Origin of the sequence: Microbacterium sp. NPDC007973 (assembly GCF_042958465.1) — a bacterium.
GTDB classification, from domain to species: domain Bacteria; phylum Actinomycetota; class Actinomycetes; order Actinomycetales; family Microbacteriaceae; genus Microbacterium; species Microbacterium galbum.
Genome location: NZ_JBIBJJ010000001.1, coordinates 920745 through 937460 on the forward strand (window position 1 = coordinate 920745; position 16716 = coordinate 937460).

Consider the following 16716-nt stretch of genomic DNA (forward strand, 5'->3'; position numbering starts at 1 on the left):
CCGTCGTCGCCAAAGGACCTTTCACCCGCAACGACCACGACGAACCATAATTAGTCGACGAATTTCCACTATCCGTATACGCATCCTCCGACACAAAAATACGGACGCGATTCGGATCTACTACTGACACTTGAACAGACGACGACACCACCACACCCGCAGCTTCCGCCAGCACTCCGACACGAACTACGCCCGCCTTGTGCGCGACAATGGCACCCTTTTCGTCGATGCTGAGCACCGAACTGTCGCTCGAAACGTATGAGCTCTCCGCAGAACCGGGGGCCCCCGTCCATGAGAACGCTTTGCTCAAATTAGCGACGTCACCCACCTTCATTTCAGAAGGCACCCCAGAAACGGTCGCGCCGCTGAGAACCGATGCAGGTGGCGCGTACCAGTCCTGTCCATAGTCGAACTCGAAAAGTCGGGCTTCTTGAAGCCGCCCTGGCCCCGACAGCACCAAGCGCACAGCAGTTGACCAGCGAGCACCCCCAAGAACTGCGTCGTCCCATTGCTCTGACCCGGCGTGGACGAGCGACTTGACTGTCGTCCAGCTCTTCCCGTCGGATGTCGTCTCCAGGAGGTAGCGGATCGGCGTCCCGTCTGCATTGGGCGTCCAGGCGAAACGCCCGGCCTTGAAAAGCTTCAGCCCTCCAAGGTCCCATGTCACGACAGCGCGATCACGGTTGGCGTACCAAGTAGTAGAGCGGTCATTGTCGTAGGTGTTTTCGGCGCGACCACCATCAGACGCCGAGATTTTCGCCCCTGCGATCTGAATTGCTTGACGATAGAAAGTGATCCGATACGTCCGTGGGTTCGATCCAGGCGCGGACACAGTGACCGTTGCCCACCCCGGAACGCCACCTGATTGGTTTATCTGGACACTGCCGGACTTCGCTGACGCTGACACATTCGGGGCCACGACGCCTGTCACGGGGACTTGGTAACTCACGGTGTCTGGGCGAAACGCATCTACAGCCTTGCCATCGACGGAAAGACTTGCAAGTTCCGTTGAACTCGAGACAGCGGCCCATGCCGAGAGGGGAACGACCGACCTCGGAGCGGGTACTTGTGCGCTAGCCTCCCCGGGCACGAGGGGGACGAAATCGACGGCAATCGTGGCCGAACCGATCACATCGGTTCGTACAATGAGCTTGCGTGTTCCGGAATTGTCCGCCTGCGGGGGTGAAGGCATTGTGGGCCACGGCTGAGCTGCAGCAATCTCGAACTGCGCATTCGAGGGGCTGACAAGCGTCGCAAACAAACGCTTACCATTTTGATATAGGGTCGCAGACTTACCACTTGCCGAAATTGCTATATCGGCTCCAGTATGCATCGACCACAAAATGGATGCCCTGCGAGAGGACGCTACCTCATCTTGCACCCTTACGCTTGTGCGCTGTTCGAATAATTCGACGCCTCTCCGCCAGCTTTGAACATCATTCGAGTACAAGTTGCTCACATCGGTGGTTGCGAAAGAGGTCTCGGGCGAGAATCCTGATGCCGTTGCGACCGTGGGTTCAGCTGGTTGCGGGACTACACCAGCTTGCGGGTTAATCAACAAAGTATTGTGCCCCTGAGGGCCGACGCGGTAATAGTCCCAGCGGTTCCCCTTCTCCTCAAGCAGATTGTACGTTGCCTCGTCTCGGCCCAAATCAGTCGCCCATGTCTCTCCCAAAGCTTGTAGTCCGAAGTCAGCGGCGTCCATGTGTTGGTGACTGAGCTTAGGGTTGCTAGCAGTGCGCAAGGAGACAAAGGTAGAATTAGGATCTGATCGCGAACCACGACTTGTGAAAACCCCGGTCGATTTGTCCTCGTAATCTAGCGGAGCGGAACTCGCACCGTTATCCAAGTCAGGGTTGCGCCACAGAAGGGACATAGCTGCATAGCGGGAGGACCGGGCTTGCGTCGCGGCGCTCGTATACCCTGGGTCTTGAAGCGCATATCCCAGTCCAGCAAAAGCGGGAGCTACGTCGATGGAAGCCAGATTATCTGCAAACGTCGCATATTGACCTGCTGGCATTCGTGTGCCGAGAATGAAACTCAGCCCCGCACGTATGCCCGGGCGGTCCAGAACACCGCGGTGAGAACCGGTAGCCGCCTGAAGAGTATTGGCAAGCGATGCCAAATGCCGCGTAGCGTATGCCCAGTAAGACTGCCCCTCCACGAAGCCCCCCGCATCCGCATAGGCCTGAAGGCCGTTCTGGATGCTTTCCATGCCGTGGGCGTACACCTGGCCCGGTACGGGCGAGTTGGTCTCTCGCGCTACTGCGATCGCCCCCTCGACCATCGATGCGTTGACGATTATGTTCACGTTGTCAGCGCGTCCGGTCCAGTTACCGATATTCCGATAGGGACCCGGAGAATTATCGGCCGCTTCATAGACTGGCAACGATGGCTGGAGCCCTTTTGTCACAATGGCATCGACAATGGAGGCGCGTTGCGCGGCCGTCCACCCGGAGTAACCCCAGTCAAGCGCGATTGCGAGTGCTGAGGTCATTTCCGCAGTGTCAAGAAAGTGGTCGGGGTTCCAACTCGGGAGCCGGATTGCTTGCGACACGTCACGCCAAGCCCGCGTCTGATAAGCGGTGTCGCCGGTGAGCCGTGTAGCGAGCAGAAGATCCTGCAGACGTCGCCCGAGGAGCTGAGCGTCGTCCAGCATGTTGCCGTCATCGGTGGTGTCGTACTTCAGATTCCCCGCGCTCAGGAGACTCTTCGCGGAAGACTTGACCCATTCTGCGAGCTCGGCGGATACGGGGTCTTTGGCAGCCTGAGCGCTTAGTTGCTGCATACGCGATCCGGTCGCGAGCAGGCGAGGATGCTCTCCCACATCCGGCATCTGCGGACCTGCCGCCACCGCGGGCGGTCCGGTCAAGATGCTAGCTAGCATCGTAAGAACGACGCTAGCTACGCCCATGGATGCACGAATGCCTGCCCGCATTACAAATCCCCATAACGATATTTGATGAAGAAGAGACACCTTACTGTCGCAAGTAGAACAAAAATGAGCCCCGCAGACAACCCGCCTCAAAGCGCGATCAGGAGTGACCGCCTGCCCACAGCGCCGCCTGACAAAGGGCGCCTCGCCAGGGCGTAACGAGCACCGGTGTAAGCCCACTCAGCAGAAGTCACGAGGCTCCCCTGAGCCTCCACCTGGGCCAGCTGAGCCTCATTGACCTTCGGGATAAGTGTTTACTAGGCGGGACCGCACTGTGCAGAATCCGCTCACGCGTGAGGGCTTGACGATCTCAGAACGTCGGCATCGACGGCAATAGGTGATTGCTGCCGCCGACTCCACGGGCATCCTCCACGGGCGATGTCCCTTGTTCGCCAACAACGGAGTGTTGCCAAGGAGAGGCGCCTGGCCCGGCCTGGCGCCTCCGCCAATGTCGGGTTACTCGCGAGCGCGAGTTCAAGCCAGGAGCGACATGCTCTGAGACTGGCGCGCAGCCGGTGACCGCACTGAAGCCCGTGTGACGGATGCCGGTACAGAAGACTGACAGCCGTCAGCCGGCGAACCTCTCGGTTTCGTCAGATCATCTCGAGGACAGTTCCATCGAACGTGACCGCCACGGCCCGATGTCGAGACTGGCCCTGCATTGCGCTGCGGCGCTCCACACACGCGGATCCCATCAGCGGCTCTCCGGGGCACCGGCTGCCCGGCGACTCCGGCCCATCGCGCCCCAGCCGTTGATATCTTCGACACTATTGCGCGGTGCTACATGGCGGCGTTTGTACGAATGCAATCTGCGGGGCAGCCCCTGACGGTCTATGCTCGACGAGTAGCCGCCCTCGAGAGGCGGCCGCGCGGTCCAAGACTAGGCAGCTGGGGTCTTCGGTGAAAACGATAACGCGCCCTCGACGGTTACTGCTGATCTTGGTCACGTCGCTGCTCGCGCTCTCTGTCGTCGTGGCAATCGCTTCAGTGTCGACTCGTGGCCAGCCTCTTCGGATCACGTCGAGCTCTCTACTCTTCACATCAGTAAGCGACGTGTCGATCGAGGTCAGCGGCGACCCGGGGAACATCAAATGGGAGGTGACGACTCCTTCGAAAGGCTTAGCCGCCGCGGGGAAGACTCTAAATATGGGGTCGATCTCCATAAAGCCGGCGCTGAACGCCGCCGGCTACTATACGATCCACGCAAAGAATGGCGACGAGAGTGTACAGGCCGACTTCCTTGTGACAGGGCAGATGCCCACCCAACCGGACACGTTCTTCGGTGTGTCTACGCACTGGGGGAAATCCTCCTTTTCGGAACTATGGCCGCTAGCGGAGACGGTCCCGCTCGTAAGCGAACTGGGCTTCACCAGAATTCGTGATGAAACCGCGTGGGCCAGCGTACAGCCCTCCGCAACCACGTTCAGGGTACCCGAATTTGCTTTGGAAGCGACGTCGGCCACATCGGACGCGAACTTCTCGCAAATGCTCGTCGCCGGCTATGGCAATCCTGGCGTCTTCAGCAAGCAGTCCAAGGACGGTTTGACACCACCTGTCAATAACGCAATGCGAAATGACTTCGTCGAATATATAAACACCGTCCTCGATAAGAATCCGAGGATAGAAGCGGTGGAGGTGTGGAACGAATTTAACCGACCCCAAAGAAACACGAGCGCGTGCCAGAGCGGAAAGTGCTACGCCAAACTTGTTGCAGCAGTGTACGACGGCGTGAAGGCGAAACATCCCGAAGTCAAGATAGTTGCCGGAAACACTTCGACAACACCGATTCCTTGGTTCTCGGAGTTCATCGCAGCTGGCGGCCTCAGGCACGCAGACGCCATTTCAACGCACGCGTACTCGAACGACATCCCGACCCTACTGAAGAACATTGACGCCTTGGATGATCTGCTACGCAAAAACAACGAGGCAAAAAGCATTCCTATCATAGTCAGCGAGATCGGGTTGTCGAATACGACATCGAAGTCGCCAGCCGGCGATGTCGGGCGCGTTGCCAACGAGCGGCAAGCGGCCGCGGGGCTAGTGGAGATTCTGACCTCACTAAAAGCCACACCCGCAGTCGCAGCAGTCTACTGGTACGACGCGATCGACGATGGCACTGCGCTAAGCGATGCTCAAGCACACTACGGCCTATTCCGACAACCGTCCAAGTCTGTTAGTGCCTTCCAGCCGAAACAAGCAGCCGGTTCCGCCGCAAGCCTCATTCGCCTCCTTAGCGGGTTTGAGATGACATCATCCTCCTTCGAAGGAGATGTTCGGTCTTTTCAATTTACAAACCCGTCTGGCGATCGACGGACCGTCATGTGGCTGGAAACTCCGTTCGCCGATTCCTCAGAGAAGAAGGAAAATGTTTCCTTCCGGGCATTTCCGGAATACGACACGTCCCTTGTCGATTTTCTCGGAGAGCCCATGCGGAACGAACTAGGGGTCGGCTCCACCAGCATTCAGGTCACGACCGACCCTGTGATAGTCGTAGAGACGAGGCGGACGAAGTGATCTCGCTCACACTCCGTGGATCTGCATGCAGATTAACCGTCAAGTCGCCGCCAGAACCGGAACCCCGTGACGTCGCCCTCCAAGGCGTATGACGCGGCCACCCACGGCGCCAGCCCCGCGAACAGATCCTTGTCCGCCGGACACGCGATGGAGATCCCGCACGACTCGGGCGACTCCACGATGAGAGCCGGAGGGAAAGCCGTCACCTCTGCCAGGTACTGCTCCGGCAAGCCTGCGTATCCCTGCTCGACCGGTAAAGAGTAGGTGATCGCCGTCGGCGACAGCCGCTGCGACGCCGCCAGGATCCATGTTTCGGCGCCGTGCACGAGCACACGGTCGTCGGGACTCGTCTCGGCGAGGACACGGTCGACGATCTGCGCCTGGTACGAGCCGGCGGTGAAAACGCCCGCGCCGAGCGTGGTGCGAAGGCCCTGCAGGGCGGTCGAGCTCGAGCTGGACAGCACGATCGCCGCGAGCGCAATGAGTCCGACCGCTCGGGTCGCACGCTGCCGAGCGCGTGCTTCTCTGCGCCACCACTCCCCGACCGACGACGACACCTCGGCACCGGCTCCGGCGACAGCGACGGCGAATCCGGCGATCGCCACGACGAGATAGTGCGGGTAGGGCCGGCCGGACGCCATCTGAGAGAGCGCGTCGACCACTCCGACTCCGATGAAGACGACGATGACGGTCATGGCCGGTGGCCACGTACCCCTCGCGACGATCCGTTTCATGAGGACGGCGCCGATCATGACGAGCGCGGCCGCGACAATCGCTCCCGAGACGAGCAGCTGGGCCAGCGTCGCGAAGGAAGCGACGCGCTCCCCCAGCGGCGTGCCCTCGGAGTAGAAGAGGTTGTATCGCACGTACTGGTCCACCGCCGCCCGCAGGGCATCACCCGTCCACAACCACAGGGTCAGCGCCACGCCGACCGCGGCGATGACGCCGATGACGGACGCAGCGACGGCGAGGCGCCGCCGGAAGAAGACGACGCACACACCCGCCAGCACCAGCAGACCCGCGACGTTGTTCATACGGGTGAACAGACCGACGGATACCGCGAGGCCGAGTGTCATGCCTGCTCCGACGAGGATCCTTGCGGGAGCGTCCCGCCCGAAGCGCAGCACGATGTCCGCGACGAGGCTGTAGGCGACGAGTTGGAACGGGAACAGCCACGTCTCCGTGAAGTTGCCCCCCTCGAACACCCCGAGATAGGTCACGCCGGTGATGAGCACGACCACGGCCGCCCATGCGCGGATCCACCGCGCCCAAATCAGGCCCGCGACGGTGAGCCCGAAGAAGAGGACGATCGCCTCGAGGATCGGAGCACCGACGATGCCACCCCCGAGACGCCACGCGAGGGTCTCGATCACCGCGAGGAGCGGGCCCTTGTGATCCCACGAGTCGACATAGGGCATTCCCCCGCGCGAGACGACCATTCCCGTGTAGAGGAAGACTCCGGAGTCACGCGTGATGTGACCGCTGACGATCATCGGCACGTAGGCAGACAGGCTCACAATGAGGGCGGATGCCGCCGTGAGCAGCGCGGGGCGCGCGGTCAGGCGCGTCATCCGACGGACTCGCGGACACCGACGACGTTGCGCTCACGCCACTTCTGCAGCACGCGCCGGTCCCGGGCGTGGACGGCAGCCACCGTCGCCGCCGCCGCGGCGACTCCCACCCAACCCCCCACGGTGTTGGCGACCACGTCGTTGACGGTTGCGAAGCGCGCCGGCAGCACGAAGAACTGCAGCGTCTCGAGTGCGACCGACAGGGCGGGCACGAGGGGCAGCGCCAGCCACAGGAATCGCGTCGGGAAGACGAGGGAGAGGAAATACGCCAGGGGGACGAACATGGCGATATTCGCCGAGAACTCGAGCCAGCGGTAGCCGAACCACCCCGGAGCACCGTTGCGATGCAGGATAGACAGGACGCGTTCGATGGCGCTCTCGTATCCCTGGTCTATCGGTGTCGGCGACAACGTGGCCGCCAGCACGACGGCGAGGCAGAGCCCCAGACCCGTCCAGGCGAACAGGTGACGCACGATCAGCCGCGCACGGTCGCGTCGTGCGGAACCCCGCGCCGAACGGAGCCGAGGATGTCGACCCGCCACAGTTCACCGAGCGCTCGGGCAGCGAATCGCACGAGACGACGGGGAGGCAGTACGGCACGCGCACGCCCGCCACCCCACATCGTGCCCTGTGCGACCGCGCCGCGGCGGGGGATGCTGGCGACGGAGACGTACCGCACCCGCAGCCGTTCGCGTGCTTCGGAGATGGAGAAATGCACGTGAGGGACGAGGGCGTCCGCCGGGACACCGTCGACGAGGCGGCGCAAAGCCGCCTGCCCGTAGGCGCGGAGAGGCGTGTTGACGTCGGGGACGGACCTCCCGCACAACAGGAACACCGCGAACCGCACCAGCCCGCTCAAGGCGCGCCGGAACCAGGGATCGGTGCGCCCGCGTCGCACGCCGTGCACGACATCGGCCTCGGCGTGGTCGAGAGCCGACGCTACGCGGGCGATGTCGTCTCCGTAGAACTGCCCGTCGCCGTCGACGTGCACGATGATCCCGGCTCCGCTGCGGAGGCCCTGTTCGTACGCGGCGAGCGCTGTGGGGCCGTGACCCTGGTTGCGCGGGGAGCGGATGACGTCGGCGAGGGGAGCGGCCGCGTCGCTGGTGGCATCCGTGGAAGCATCGTCGACCACGATCACGGAAACGGAGACACCGATGCTCTCGAACGAGGCGTGGATCTCTGCGAGGAAGGACGGCAGGGCCTCGGCCTCATTAAAGGCCGGTATCACGACCGCAACATGGTCTTGCGCCTGCACCCTGGCATCCCCGCTCTCAGCCGGGACGGATTCACCCGGCAATTCCCCCGAACATGTAGCGTATGACACTCGTGGGGCGCAGCCGGAATCTTAATCGCGCGGGCGCTCTGTCAGCCCGCTTCCTCGTCGTGGGCGCGATCAGCACCGCGATCGAGATCGTCTCGTTCAATCTGCTGCTCTTGACGGGGATGGGTCCCGTCGCCGCGAAGATCGTCGCGTCGCTCATCGCCCTCGTCAACGCCTACATCGGCAACCGCGAGTGGGCCTTCCGATCACGAGCGCGCACGGGCGCCGGGCGGCAGATGGTGAAGTTCCTCCTCGTCAACGCCGCGTGCACGGCACTCGGGGCGGGCGCCGTGTGGCTCGGAGCACGCGCCCTCGAGGCAGTGTTCGGATCAGCCGATCCCGTCGGCCTCAATGTGGTCAACCTTTTCGCGATCGGCGGGGTGACCGTCATCCGGTTCGTTCTCTACCACTTCGTCGTGTTCCCGCCGGCGCGAGCGATTCCGGCCGCGGAGAACCCCTCGGGTAGGCTCGCCCCGTGAAAACCGCCCCCCGCGTGCTCGGCACCCTGTCTCTGCTCGCCGCGCTCGCTTCCCTCGGGGTGCAACTGGCGGTCGTGGCGCGCCTCTGGGCAGCCTTCGTCGAGACGCTGTCGCTCACGGGCACTCTCGCCCTGAGCGCCGCGGGTGCCGTGCTCGGCCTGGCCCTCGCCGTCGTCGCGGTAATTCTGCGGCGCGGCTCGGTCGGCCTGCTCGCCCCGATCGCGGGACTGATCAACCTCGGGCTACTCGCGGCGTACGCCTACCTGTTCGTCGTTCTCTGAGGCGGTCTCAGCGCACCGGCTCCGCCCGCCGCCGCCCCGCCCCGCCGGGAACGGAAGGGGCCGAAGTTCAGCTACAGGGCACCTCGACCACGGTGGTGTTGACCGGGTTCACCATCGGAGTGTGCACGATCGCGACGTCGTCGCCATCATCCGCCGTCCCCTGGAACTGGACGGCGAGGGTGTGGACGAACTGCGGCGGATTGACCACCCACATGCGCCCGACGGGTCGCCCGAGATGCTCGCCCGTGGTGATCGAGACGTCGACGCCGTCGAGTGCCGCACCCACGAACGTCGAGCCGCTCGGTCCATAGAACTGCAGGTCTGTGCCGATCGTGCCCTTGTCGTAATGCCGCGCTCCGTCGACGTAGTCGACGAGGCCGTCCGAGGTCGCTCTATCCACCCCGTTCACGAACGTGACGACTGTCGTGTACGTCGGGAGGGCTGCGCACCGGTTCACTTGCACCTCGGCGGACATCCAGGTGTAGTAGCTGAGCTTTCCTTCGGTGAGGTCGTTCACGAACACCCCGAGGGTGGGCGTCGCGGGATCGTCCGTCGCTGGCAGAGGTCCGAGCAGACGCGAACCGGCGAAGGCCGACTCGACGTTCTCGTCGAAGGAGTGGAAGAGGACGCGGTGCTCGTCGACGGCTTTCACCACCGCCCCGGCGAAGGGGACGGGAGAGAAGTCGCCCGATGAGACGGCGTCGAACACCTCGACGGCCGCGGACGAGAAGAACGCATCCTGATCCGCGTTCTTCGGGTAGCGCGCGTACACATCGCTGAGCAGGATCTTCACCGCGTCGGACGAGGTCAGCTCGTCTCCCGTGGCGAGGGTGATGGGACCGGTCGCCTCGAGAATGTAGGAGAGCATCACCGGATCGATCGAGATCACGCCGTTGACCGGAGTACCGAAGGACTCGGTCCAGAATTGCTTCGCCAATTCAGCGGAAAGAGCGAAGTCCGGGGTGGAGGTGATGTCCTGCGAGTACCGTCCGACCTTGTCGTCGAACAGCTTCACCACTTCGGGATCGAGCGGCATGATCGGTGTCGCTCGCTTGTTGGTGAAATCACGACTCGTCGCCTGCGCAGCGATCGACAGCTTTCCCGCGTCGAAACGCAACATCACCACCGACGCGGGGATGCCACCGGTACCGCGAGCTTCGGCATTGTTCTGGACGAGTAGGAGGTAATCCTGAGGACCGTCCTGTCCCATCATCGCGGGCAGCACCGGCATGACCTCCGCCGCGCGCGAGAGAGCGGGCTGCAGCGCGGTGACCGCACCGACGAGCTGCGAGATCGGCTGCTGCAGAGCACCGGGGAGCTCCGCGGCGTTCACCCCGTGAAGGGCGTCGGCGGCCTGCTCGCCGGCGACGGCGGCAGTCGACACCGGCTCGGCCAACTGGCTGAGCGCGGCGACGTCGAAGGCTCCCCCCTGCGGCTTCAGCACCGCCGGGTCGACGTCGGACAGAACAGGAAGGACGCCGGAGGCGAGTTCGTCGACGGCAATCGTCGACGAACGGACGGCGTGGAGCGTGGATCCGACGAACGGCGCCTGCTCAGCGACCCACCACAACGGGGTGTCGGCGGCGCCGCGGGCGGCGGACGCGTGCTGCTGCAGTGAGTCGACGGATGCCGCCAGCGCCGCGCGGTCATCGGACCCGAACTGCGACTGCATCTTCGCAACAAGAGGCACCGCGGCGCGCAATTCCTTCTGCGCAATGAATGCGCCGACACCAACCGCAACAATCAGCGCCAGAAGGAACGCCGCGATGACCGCAAGAGCGATCCAGGCGATTCTGACGGGCGTCAGGCGGGCGAGAAAAGGCTGCGACATGTCCATCCGATCGCGCCGAGAGTCGGGGTTCGGCGTGCGACGCGGCAGGGGGCCGCCGCGTAGATCGGTATGCTACCGAAGTTGGGGGCAACGTCTGCTGTGTGCACACGCGCGGAATTTCGAGAAGTCGCCACCGACGCCAACCCGAAAACCCGAGGAGACGCGTGGCCGAGAACCACACGCCTGCCGTAGCCATCATTGGAACGCGCGGATACCCAAGTTATTACGGCGGATTCGAAACCGCCGTCCGGCGACTGTCGCCCTACCTGGTCGACCACGGCTGGGACGTCACCGTGTACGGCCGGCCCGGCGCAACCGATCCCGCGGACCCTGAGCGCGACCGCCGCGTCGTGTCGCGCGTGACCACGGGCGTCGATTCCAAGGCCCTCAGCACTCTCTCGTACGGGCTGACCTCCACTCTCGACGCGATGCGCCGCAAGCCCGACGTCGCGCTCATCATGAACGTCGCGAACGGCTTCTGGCTCCCGCTGCTGCGAGCCCGCGGCATCCCGACCATCGTCAACGTCGACGGACTGGAGTGGGAGCGCGAGAAGTGGAGCGCCCTCGGCAAGGCCGTCTTCCGCGCCGGCGCCCGGGTCACCGCCCGATGGGCGACGGAACGGGTCGTCGACGCGCGAACGATCGGCGACGCCTGGCAGCAGAAGTTCGGTGTCGGCGGGACGTTCATCCCGTACGGAGCCGACATTCCCCCGCCCCTGCCGATCGAGCCCGGGTTCACGCACCGCGGATACGCCCTCGTCGTGGCGAGATTCGTGCCCGAGAACACGGTCGGCCAGTTCTTCGACGCCGCCGAGCGGCTCGCTGCGACGCACGATGTGATCGTCGTCGGCTCGTCGGGGTACGGCGGAGAGCTGGACGCCCGAGCCGCTGATCTGGATCGGCGTCTCCCCCGGTTTCACTGGTTCGGCCACGTGCACGACGACAACCGGCTGCACAGCCTGTGGCAGCACGCCGGTGCCTACTTCCACGGTCACAGCGTCGGGGGCACCAATCCCGCCCTCGTGCAGGCGATGGCTGCCGGTGCGCCCATCATCGCGCGCGACACCGTGCACGCCCGCGAGGTGCTGGGTACCGATGCCGGAGCCTTCACCGGGCCCGATCCCGCAGAGATCGAGGCCGGACTCCGCGCGTTGCTCACCGACCCCGAGCGTCAGCAACGCCTCAGCGAGGCCGCGGTCGCTCGTGCGCAGGACGCATACTCCTGGGAGGGTGTGAACGCCGCCTACGAGAGGCTGCTGCGCGAGCATCTTCCCGGACGCGGGGGCCGGACGCCCTCGACCACACCGAGCGGGCGGAAGCGCTGAGCCATGGGAATCGCGGGCAAGATCATCCACGAGCAGCGTGAGCGTCTGCGCGAAGCCGGCAGCCAGCGGTGGCGCATCGTGAGCGCCCAGCTCGCCGCGAAAGTCGGTCCGATGGCCGTGCGTGGTGCGCTCCTGGCTCCGCGACTGGGCTCGTCGCGAGGCGTCCCCCTCATCGGCCGCGGCGTCCGGGTGCGAAACCCCCACCTGATCCATGCCGGTGCCGACCTGATCGTGGAGGACTTCGCCGAGATCCAGGGCCTGAGCCGTGACGGCATCCGCTTCGGCGATCGTGTCTCGATCGGAGCCGGAACGCTGATCCGCCCCAGCAGCTATTACTCGCGCGCGATCGGAGTGGGTCTGGTCATGGGCGACGGGAGCAGCCTCTCACCGGGCTGCTACATCGGCTGCTCCGGCGGAGTCACGATCGGCGAGAAGACGATGCTCGGCCCGGGCGTACGCGTCTTCGCCGAAGACCACGTCATGAGCGACCCCTCCCTCGACGTCAAGTCGCAGGGGGTCGAGTGGTCGCCCATCACGATCGGTTCCGGATGCTGGATCGCCAGTGGTGTCACCATCACCTCGGGCGTGACGATCGGCGACGGAGCGGTCGTCGCCGCCGGCGCCGTCGTGACGCGCGACGTGCCCGCGGGGGCGGTGTACGGGGGAATCCCCGCACGAGAGCTCAAGTCGCGGAGCGCCGAGTGAAGCGGGACCGTCGCTGCATCGTCATCCACCCCTCCGATGAGATGTACGGTGCGGATCGCGTGCTGCTCGAGGTCCTGCGCACCGCCCCGGACGACGTCCGGGTCGAGGTGTGGCTGCCGACCGACCTGGACTACCCCGAGCGACAGCTGTCGACGGCTCTGAGCGCGATGGGCATCCGCGTGCGCCGCCTGCCGCTACCGATCATGCGGCGGGCGTACTTGCGGCCCGCGAAGCTCCCGGGCCTTGCGTGGCGCACGATCACGACGAGCGTGCGCCTGCTCGCGGCTCGTGCCGACCTCGTCTACCTCAACACCGCCGCGGCCGCGCTGACCGCCCCCGCGGCCCGCCTGTCCGCCGCGCGGGTCGTTCTTCACCTGCACGAGCACATCGATGAGCGATCGCGAGCAGTGGTCCCCTTCCTCCGCTTCGCGCAGAAGATCATCGCGGTCAGCTCCGCGGTCGCCGACGTGCTGCCCGCGCCGCTGCGCGCGCGCACGCGCGTCGTCAACAACGGATTCGACGCTGCCGCGCCCGTCGCTCTTCCCTCCTTCACCGACGGCATCAAAGTGGTCGTCGCCAGCCGGTGGAACGCGTGGAAGGGCCATTCCGTCCTCCTCGAAGCCTGGGGCTCCACGCGGCGTGACGACCTCACCCTCGAGGTGCTCGGCGACCGACCGCCCAGCGGCGAGTCGGTCGACGTGCCGGCATTGGTTGCGAGCTCACCGAGACGGCAGAGCATCTCGATCGTCGGCCCGACCCCCGACGTGCGCGCCCACATCGACGCCGCACACGTCGTGGTGGTCCCCAGCATCCTGCCCGACCCCCTTCCGACGATCGCCATCGAGGCGCTCGGGGCGGGGCGCGCGCTCCTCGCGAGCGACGGCGGAGGGCTGAGGGAGATCGCCGGCGACAGCCCGCTCCTGGTGACCCCCGGCGACGTCGGCGCGTGGACGGCGGCGCTCGACGCGCTGGACGAAGACGCCGTGCGCGCCGCGGCCTCATCCGCTCGCGAGCGCTTCGACCGACTCTTCTCCCGCGAGACCTTCGATCGGCGGATCGCTTTCGAATTGTGGAACCGGGAGATGTCGTGAAGAACGTGTCGATCGCCGCGGCCTACAGCGCCCCGAGCCTCTCGCGACGCACGCGTCTGGTGACGTTCGGCCTCATCGTCGCCGTCGTGATCAGCTCCTTCCTCGGGCGCTACGACGCCGAGATCGCCGGCTTCCGCGTGCGCGTCGAACAGGTGGTCCCCCTGGCCCTCGCGGCCTGGATGATCATGCACCCCGCGTTACGGCCCGCGTTCCTGCGCGCGCTGCGGCATCCCGTTCCCCTCGTGTTCGCGGCGTTCGTCGCGTGGAACGTGATCTCGACTCTGGTCTTCTCGCCAAGCCTGAGCTGGAGCTCCTCGATCCTGATCTGGCTGTTCATCGATCTTCTCCTGCTGGTCTCGCTGATGACGGTCGCCGAGGGGGCCGACCTCGCCGGACGCGTCGGGCGCTGGTCGGTCGCCCCGTGGGCGCTGGTCGGTTTCGCGGCCTTCGTCGTCGCCAACCTCACGCGCGGGCAGGTGGCCCTCGGCACGGACTTCGACTGGCTCTACGAGGTCTACGTCACTCGCCTCACCGCGATCGAGGCGAACATCTACGCGTCGATCCTGATCTTCTGGACGCTGCTCACCATCACGCGCCGGGGAATCGGGCGATGGGAGACGGCGGCGATCGCGATCGCGGTCCCCCTCGGTCTCGTGGCTTCCCAGACCCGGACCGCGGTATTCAGCCTCGTGCTCGGGCTCGGCGTCTTCGCGCTGTTCACCCTGTTCTCGACTCGCTCGACCTGGCGCACGCGTTTCACGCGCATCCTGCCCACCGCGATCCTGGGCGTGACGCTCGTCGTGACGTACGGGATCGTCGCCGCCGTCGGCAACGCCGCGCCGGCGGACCGCACCCTCCCCGCCGGCGATGCGCCCTCGGCATCCGCCCCCGCTGCATCGCCCACGCAGCTCGTCGACGATGTCACGGCCTCGCCGTCGCCGTCCGCCGACAGCAGCGTCCCGGCCAGCCCCGCACCGCAGGCCACCCGCATCCCCGACCCGACCAACCCCGAGCAGCAGAACAAGATCGGCGACGTCGACTTCCAGGGCGGCACGATCGGCTTCCGTCTCGAGGTCGCCGGTCTCGCCGCGCAGGAAATGAAGGGCGTCAACCTGTGGCTCGGCAACGGCACGAACACCTTCGGCCTGCGACACGAACAGCCCGGCACCCCCGGAGTCAGCGGGCACATCATCATGCTGCCCGTGCAGGTGCTCTACGACGGAGGAATCGTCGGTCTCGGGCTGCTCGTCGCGCTGTTCGTCACGGTCTTCGTGTGCGTCCCGCGCCCGCGCAAGCCGATCGCGGCGGGCCTGCTCGCCTCGTACGCGCTGTCGGCGACGCTCACGAGCATGTTCTGGTTCGCGATCACGTGGATCCTCATCGCGGTGCTGCTGAGGCCCCTGACCGAGGACGAGCGTGACCTCGACCGCTCCTGAGGCGCCGCGACCGCATCGCGCCCGCAGCGTCGCCCTGCTGACCGGGGTCTCCGCTCTCTCGGCCATCTCGCCCCTGATCGCGCTGCCGCTCATCACCCGGGCGGCCGGACCCACGGGGTTCGCGGAGGTCGCGATCGGTCAAGCGCTCGGAACGCTCGCGGCGACCCTCATCACCTTCGGGTGGGCCGTGCGGGGTCCGGTGGAGGCGGCTCGGTCCTCGCACCCCTCCCGCGTCTTCCGCGCCAGCATCGCCGTGCGCGGTGCCAACAGCGTGGTGATCCTGCCCATCGTGGCCGTCGTCGCCGCTCTCGCGAGCCACGCCGACGATCACGCGCTCGCGATCGTCTCGGCCCTGGCCTTCTCGCTGCAGGGACTCTCCCTCAGCTGGTACGCGGTCGGCGTCGGCCGCCCCCTGCTGTCTCTCGTGTTCGACGCCCTGCCCCGCATCGTGCTGAACCTCGTCGGCGCCGTCCTGGCCCTGGTCACCGGCATCCCCCTGCTCTACCCGGTGATCCTGCTGGCCGGAACCCTCGCGGCGTTCGTCGTCGCCACGTGGCTGATCGGCCTGCGTGAGCGGTTCGCGGTCGGCGAGACCCTGCGCGACGCGCGGTCGGCCTACCGCGGGGGCTGGCGCACGGCGCTGGCCGCCGGCCTGCTGACGTTCTCGGAGACGGCGCCGCTGTCCACCCTCGGCGTGGCCACCTCACCCGCGGCGATCGGCTTCGCCCCCTTCGATCGCGTGCTGAAGTACGGCTACATCGGCGTGTACATGATCACGTCGTCGTTCCAGGGGTGGGTATCGTCCGCGGCCGGAGCCGCCGGGCTCCGACGGATGCGCCGCGCGGTCGGCCTCCACGGGCTGCTCGCGATCGGGCTCGGCGCCGGATTCGCGCTGGTGGTCCCCTGGGCGACCCCGATCGTGCTCGGTCCGGGCTTCGAGATAACCCCCCTCACCGCTCTGTTCGGTGGCGTCGCCCTCGCCGCTATGACCCTGGCGACCGCCCTCGGAATGTGCGTCGTCCTGCCATCCGGGCGCGACGGCGCCTATCTGGCCTCGGTGTGCGTGGCGGCCGTGCTGATCGTGCCCGCGGTCCTCATCGGCGCGGGCCTCGGCGGGGTCGCGGGCGCCGCCGCCGGCGTGGCTGCCGTTCAGCTCGCGGCCTTGCTGGCGCTGAGCGTCGCGGCGGTGCCGGTTCTGCGCGGTCGGTGACCCTCGTCGCGGCC

Annotated in this window: 13 protein-coding genes; 8 read left to right on the top strand and 5 right to left on the bottom strand. The window is 65.8% G+C overall.

Going from position 1 to position 16716, the window contains the following annotated elements; translation table 11 throughout:
* On the bottom strand, positions 1-2836 hold a 2836-nt coding region (locus tag ACFZA2_RS04630; protein WP_391401197.1), incomplete at its 3' end, for a heparinase II/III family protein.
* Between the two features lie 1152 nt (positions 2837-3988).
* Between ACFZA2_RS04630 and ACFZA2_RS04635 the strand changes: the two genes are divergently transcribed.
* Positions 3989-5449 (top strand): glycosyl hydrolase, encoded by a 1461-nt coding sequence (locus tag ACFZA2_RS04635; RefSeq protein WP_391401200.1) that lies wholly within the window; start codon positions 3989-3991, stop codon positions 5447-5449.
* A gap of 32 nt (positions 5450-5481) precedes the next feature.
* Here the strand turns inward: ACFZA2_RS04635 and ACFZA2_RS04640 are convergent, their stop codons facing one another.
* Genes ACFZA2_RS04640 through ACFZA2_RS04650 form a run of 3 tightly spaced genes read right to left on the bottom strand, consistent with a single transcriptional unit; the run spans position 5482 to position 8251 of the window.
* Positions 5482-7020 (bottom strand): hypothetical protein, encoded by a 1539-nt coding sequence (locus tag ACFZA2_RS04640; protein WP_391401203.1) that lies wholly within the window; start codon positions 7018-7020, stop codon positions 5482-5484.
* Positions 7017-7493, bottom strand: coding sequence for a VanZ family protein (locus tag ACFZA2_RS04645; RefSeq protein WP_391401206.1), 477 nt, complete (start codon positions 7491-7493; stop codon positions 7017-7019). Before ACFZA2_RS04645 ends, ACFZA2_RS04640 begins: the two co-directional genes overlap by 4 nt.
* Positions 7494-7495: 2 nt before the next feature.
* Entirely contained in the window at positions 7496-8251 is a 756-nt protein-coding gene (locus tag ACFZA2_RS04650; RefSeq protein WP_076673662.1) for a glycosyltransferase family 2 protein, read from the bottom strand.
* Positions 8252-8340: 89 nt separating this feature from the next.
* Here ACFZA2_RS04650 and ACFZA2_RS04655 point away from each other — a divergent pair, with 89 nt between their 5' ends.
* Together ACFZA2_RS04655 and ACFZA2_RS04660 are read left to right on the top strand one after the other, a co-directional pair.
* On the top strand, positions 8341-8823 hold the full coding sequence (locus ACFZA2_RS04655; protein ID WP_391401209.1) for a GtrA family protein: 483 nt from the start codon (positions 8341-8343) through the stop codon (positions 8821-8823).
* On the top strand, positions 8820-9104 hold the full coding sequence (locus ACFZA2_RS04660) for a hypothetical protein (RefSeq protein WP_391401212.1): 285 nt from the start codon (positions 8820-8822) through the stop codon (positions 9102-9104). The genes ACFZA2_RS04655 and ACFZA2_RS04660 overlap by 4 nt, the downstream gene beginning before the upstream one ends.
* Positions 9105-9171: 67 nt before the next feature.
* Here ACFZA2_RS04660 and ACFZA2_RS04665 read toward each other — a convergent pair whose 3' ends face one another.
* Positions 9172-10935 carry a DUF4012 domain-containing protein gene (locus ACFZA2_RS04665; protein ID WP_391401215.1) on the bottom strand — a complete coding sequence of 588 codons (1764 nt, stop codon included), beginning with the start codon at positions 10933-10935 and terminating at the stop codon, positions 9172-9174.
* 164 nt (positions 10936-11099) lie between these two features.
* On the opposite strand from ACFZA2_RS04665, the gene ACFZA2_RS04670 reads away from it, so the two are divergent.
* From ACFZA2_RS04670 to ACFZA2_RS04690, 5 genes are read left to right on the top strand one after another with little or no spacing between them, the layout of a single operon-like run.
* Positions 11100-12260, top strand: a complete 1161-nt coding sequence (locus tag ACFZA2_RS04670) for a glycosyltransferase (protein ID WP_391401218.1) — start codon at positions 11100-11102, stop codon at positions 12258-12260.
* A 3-nt stretch (positions 12261-12263) separates the two neighbouring features.
* A complete protein-coding gene (locus tag ACFZA2_RS04675) occupies positions 12264-12965 on the top strand; it encodes an acyltransferase (protein WP_391401221.1) in 702 nt (233 codons plus the stop codon).
* A complete protein-coding gene (locus tag ACFZA2_RS04680; protein ID WP_391401224.1) occupies positions 12962-14056 on the top strand; it encodes a glycosyltransferase family 4 protein in 1095 nt (364 codons plus the stop codon). The genes ACFZA2_RS04675 and ACFZA2_RS04680 overlap by 4 nt, the downstream gene beginning before the upstream one ends.
* A complete protein-coding gene (locus ACFZA2_RS04685) occupies positions 14053-15492 on the top strand; it encodes a hypothetical protein (protein WP_391401227.1) in 1440 nt (479 codons plus the stop codon). The genes ACFZA2_RS04680 and ACFZA2_RS04685 overlap by 4 nt, the downstream gene beginning before the upstream one ends.
* Positions 15473-16702: a hypothetical protein gene (locus ACFZA2_RS04690; protein WP_391401230.1), complete on the top strand. Its 1230-nt coding sequence runs from the start codon at positions 15473-15475 to the stop codon at positions 16700-16702. The genes ACFZA2_RS04685 and ACFZA2_RS04690 overlap by 20 nt, the downstream gene beginning before the upstream one ends.
* Positions 16703-16716: the final 14 nt, after the last annotated feature.

Coding starts and splice junctions, on each gene's coding strand:
- ACFZA2_RS04640 (WP_391401203.1), bottom strand. CDS start 7,020: ATGACGCGCCTGACCGCGCGCCCCGCGCTGCTCACGGCGGCATCCGCC.
- ACFZA2_RS04655 (WP_391401209.1), top strand. CDS start 8,341: ATGACACTCGTGGGGCGCAGCCGGAATCTTAATCGCGCGGGCGCTCTG.
- ACFZA2_RS04665 (WP_391401215.1), bottom strand. CDS start 10,935: ATGTCGCAGCCTTTTCTCGCCCGCCTGACGCCCGTCAGAATCGCCTGG.
- ACFZA2_RS04675 (WP_391401221.1), top strand. CDS start 12,264: ATGGGAATCGCGGGCAAGATCATCCACGAGCAGCGTGAGCGTCTGCGC.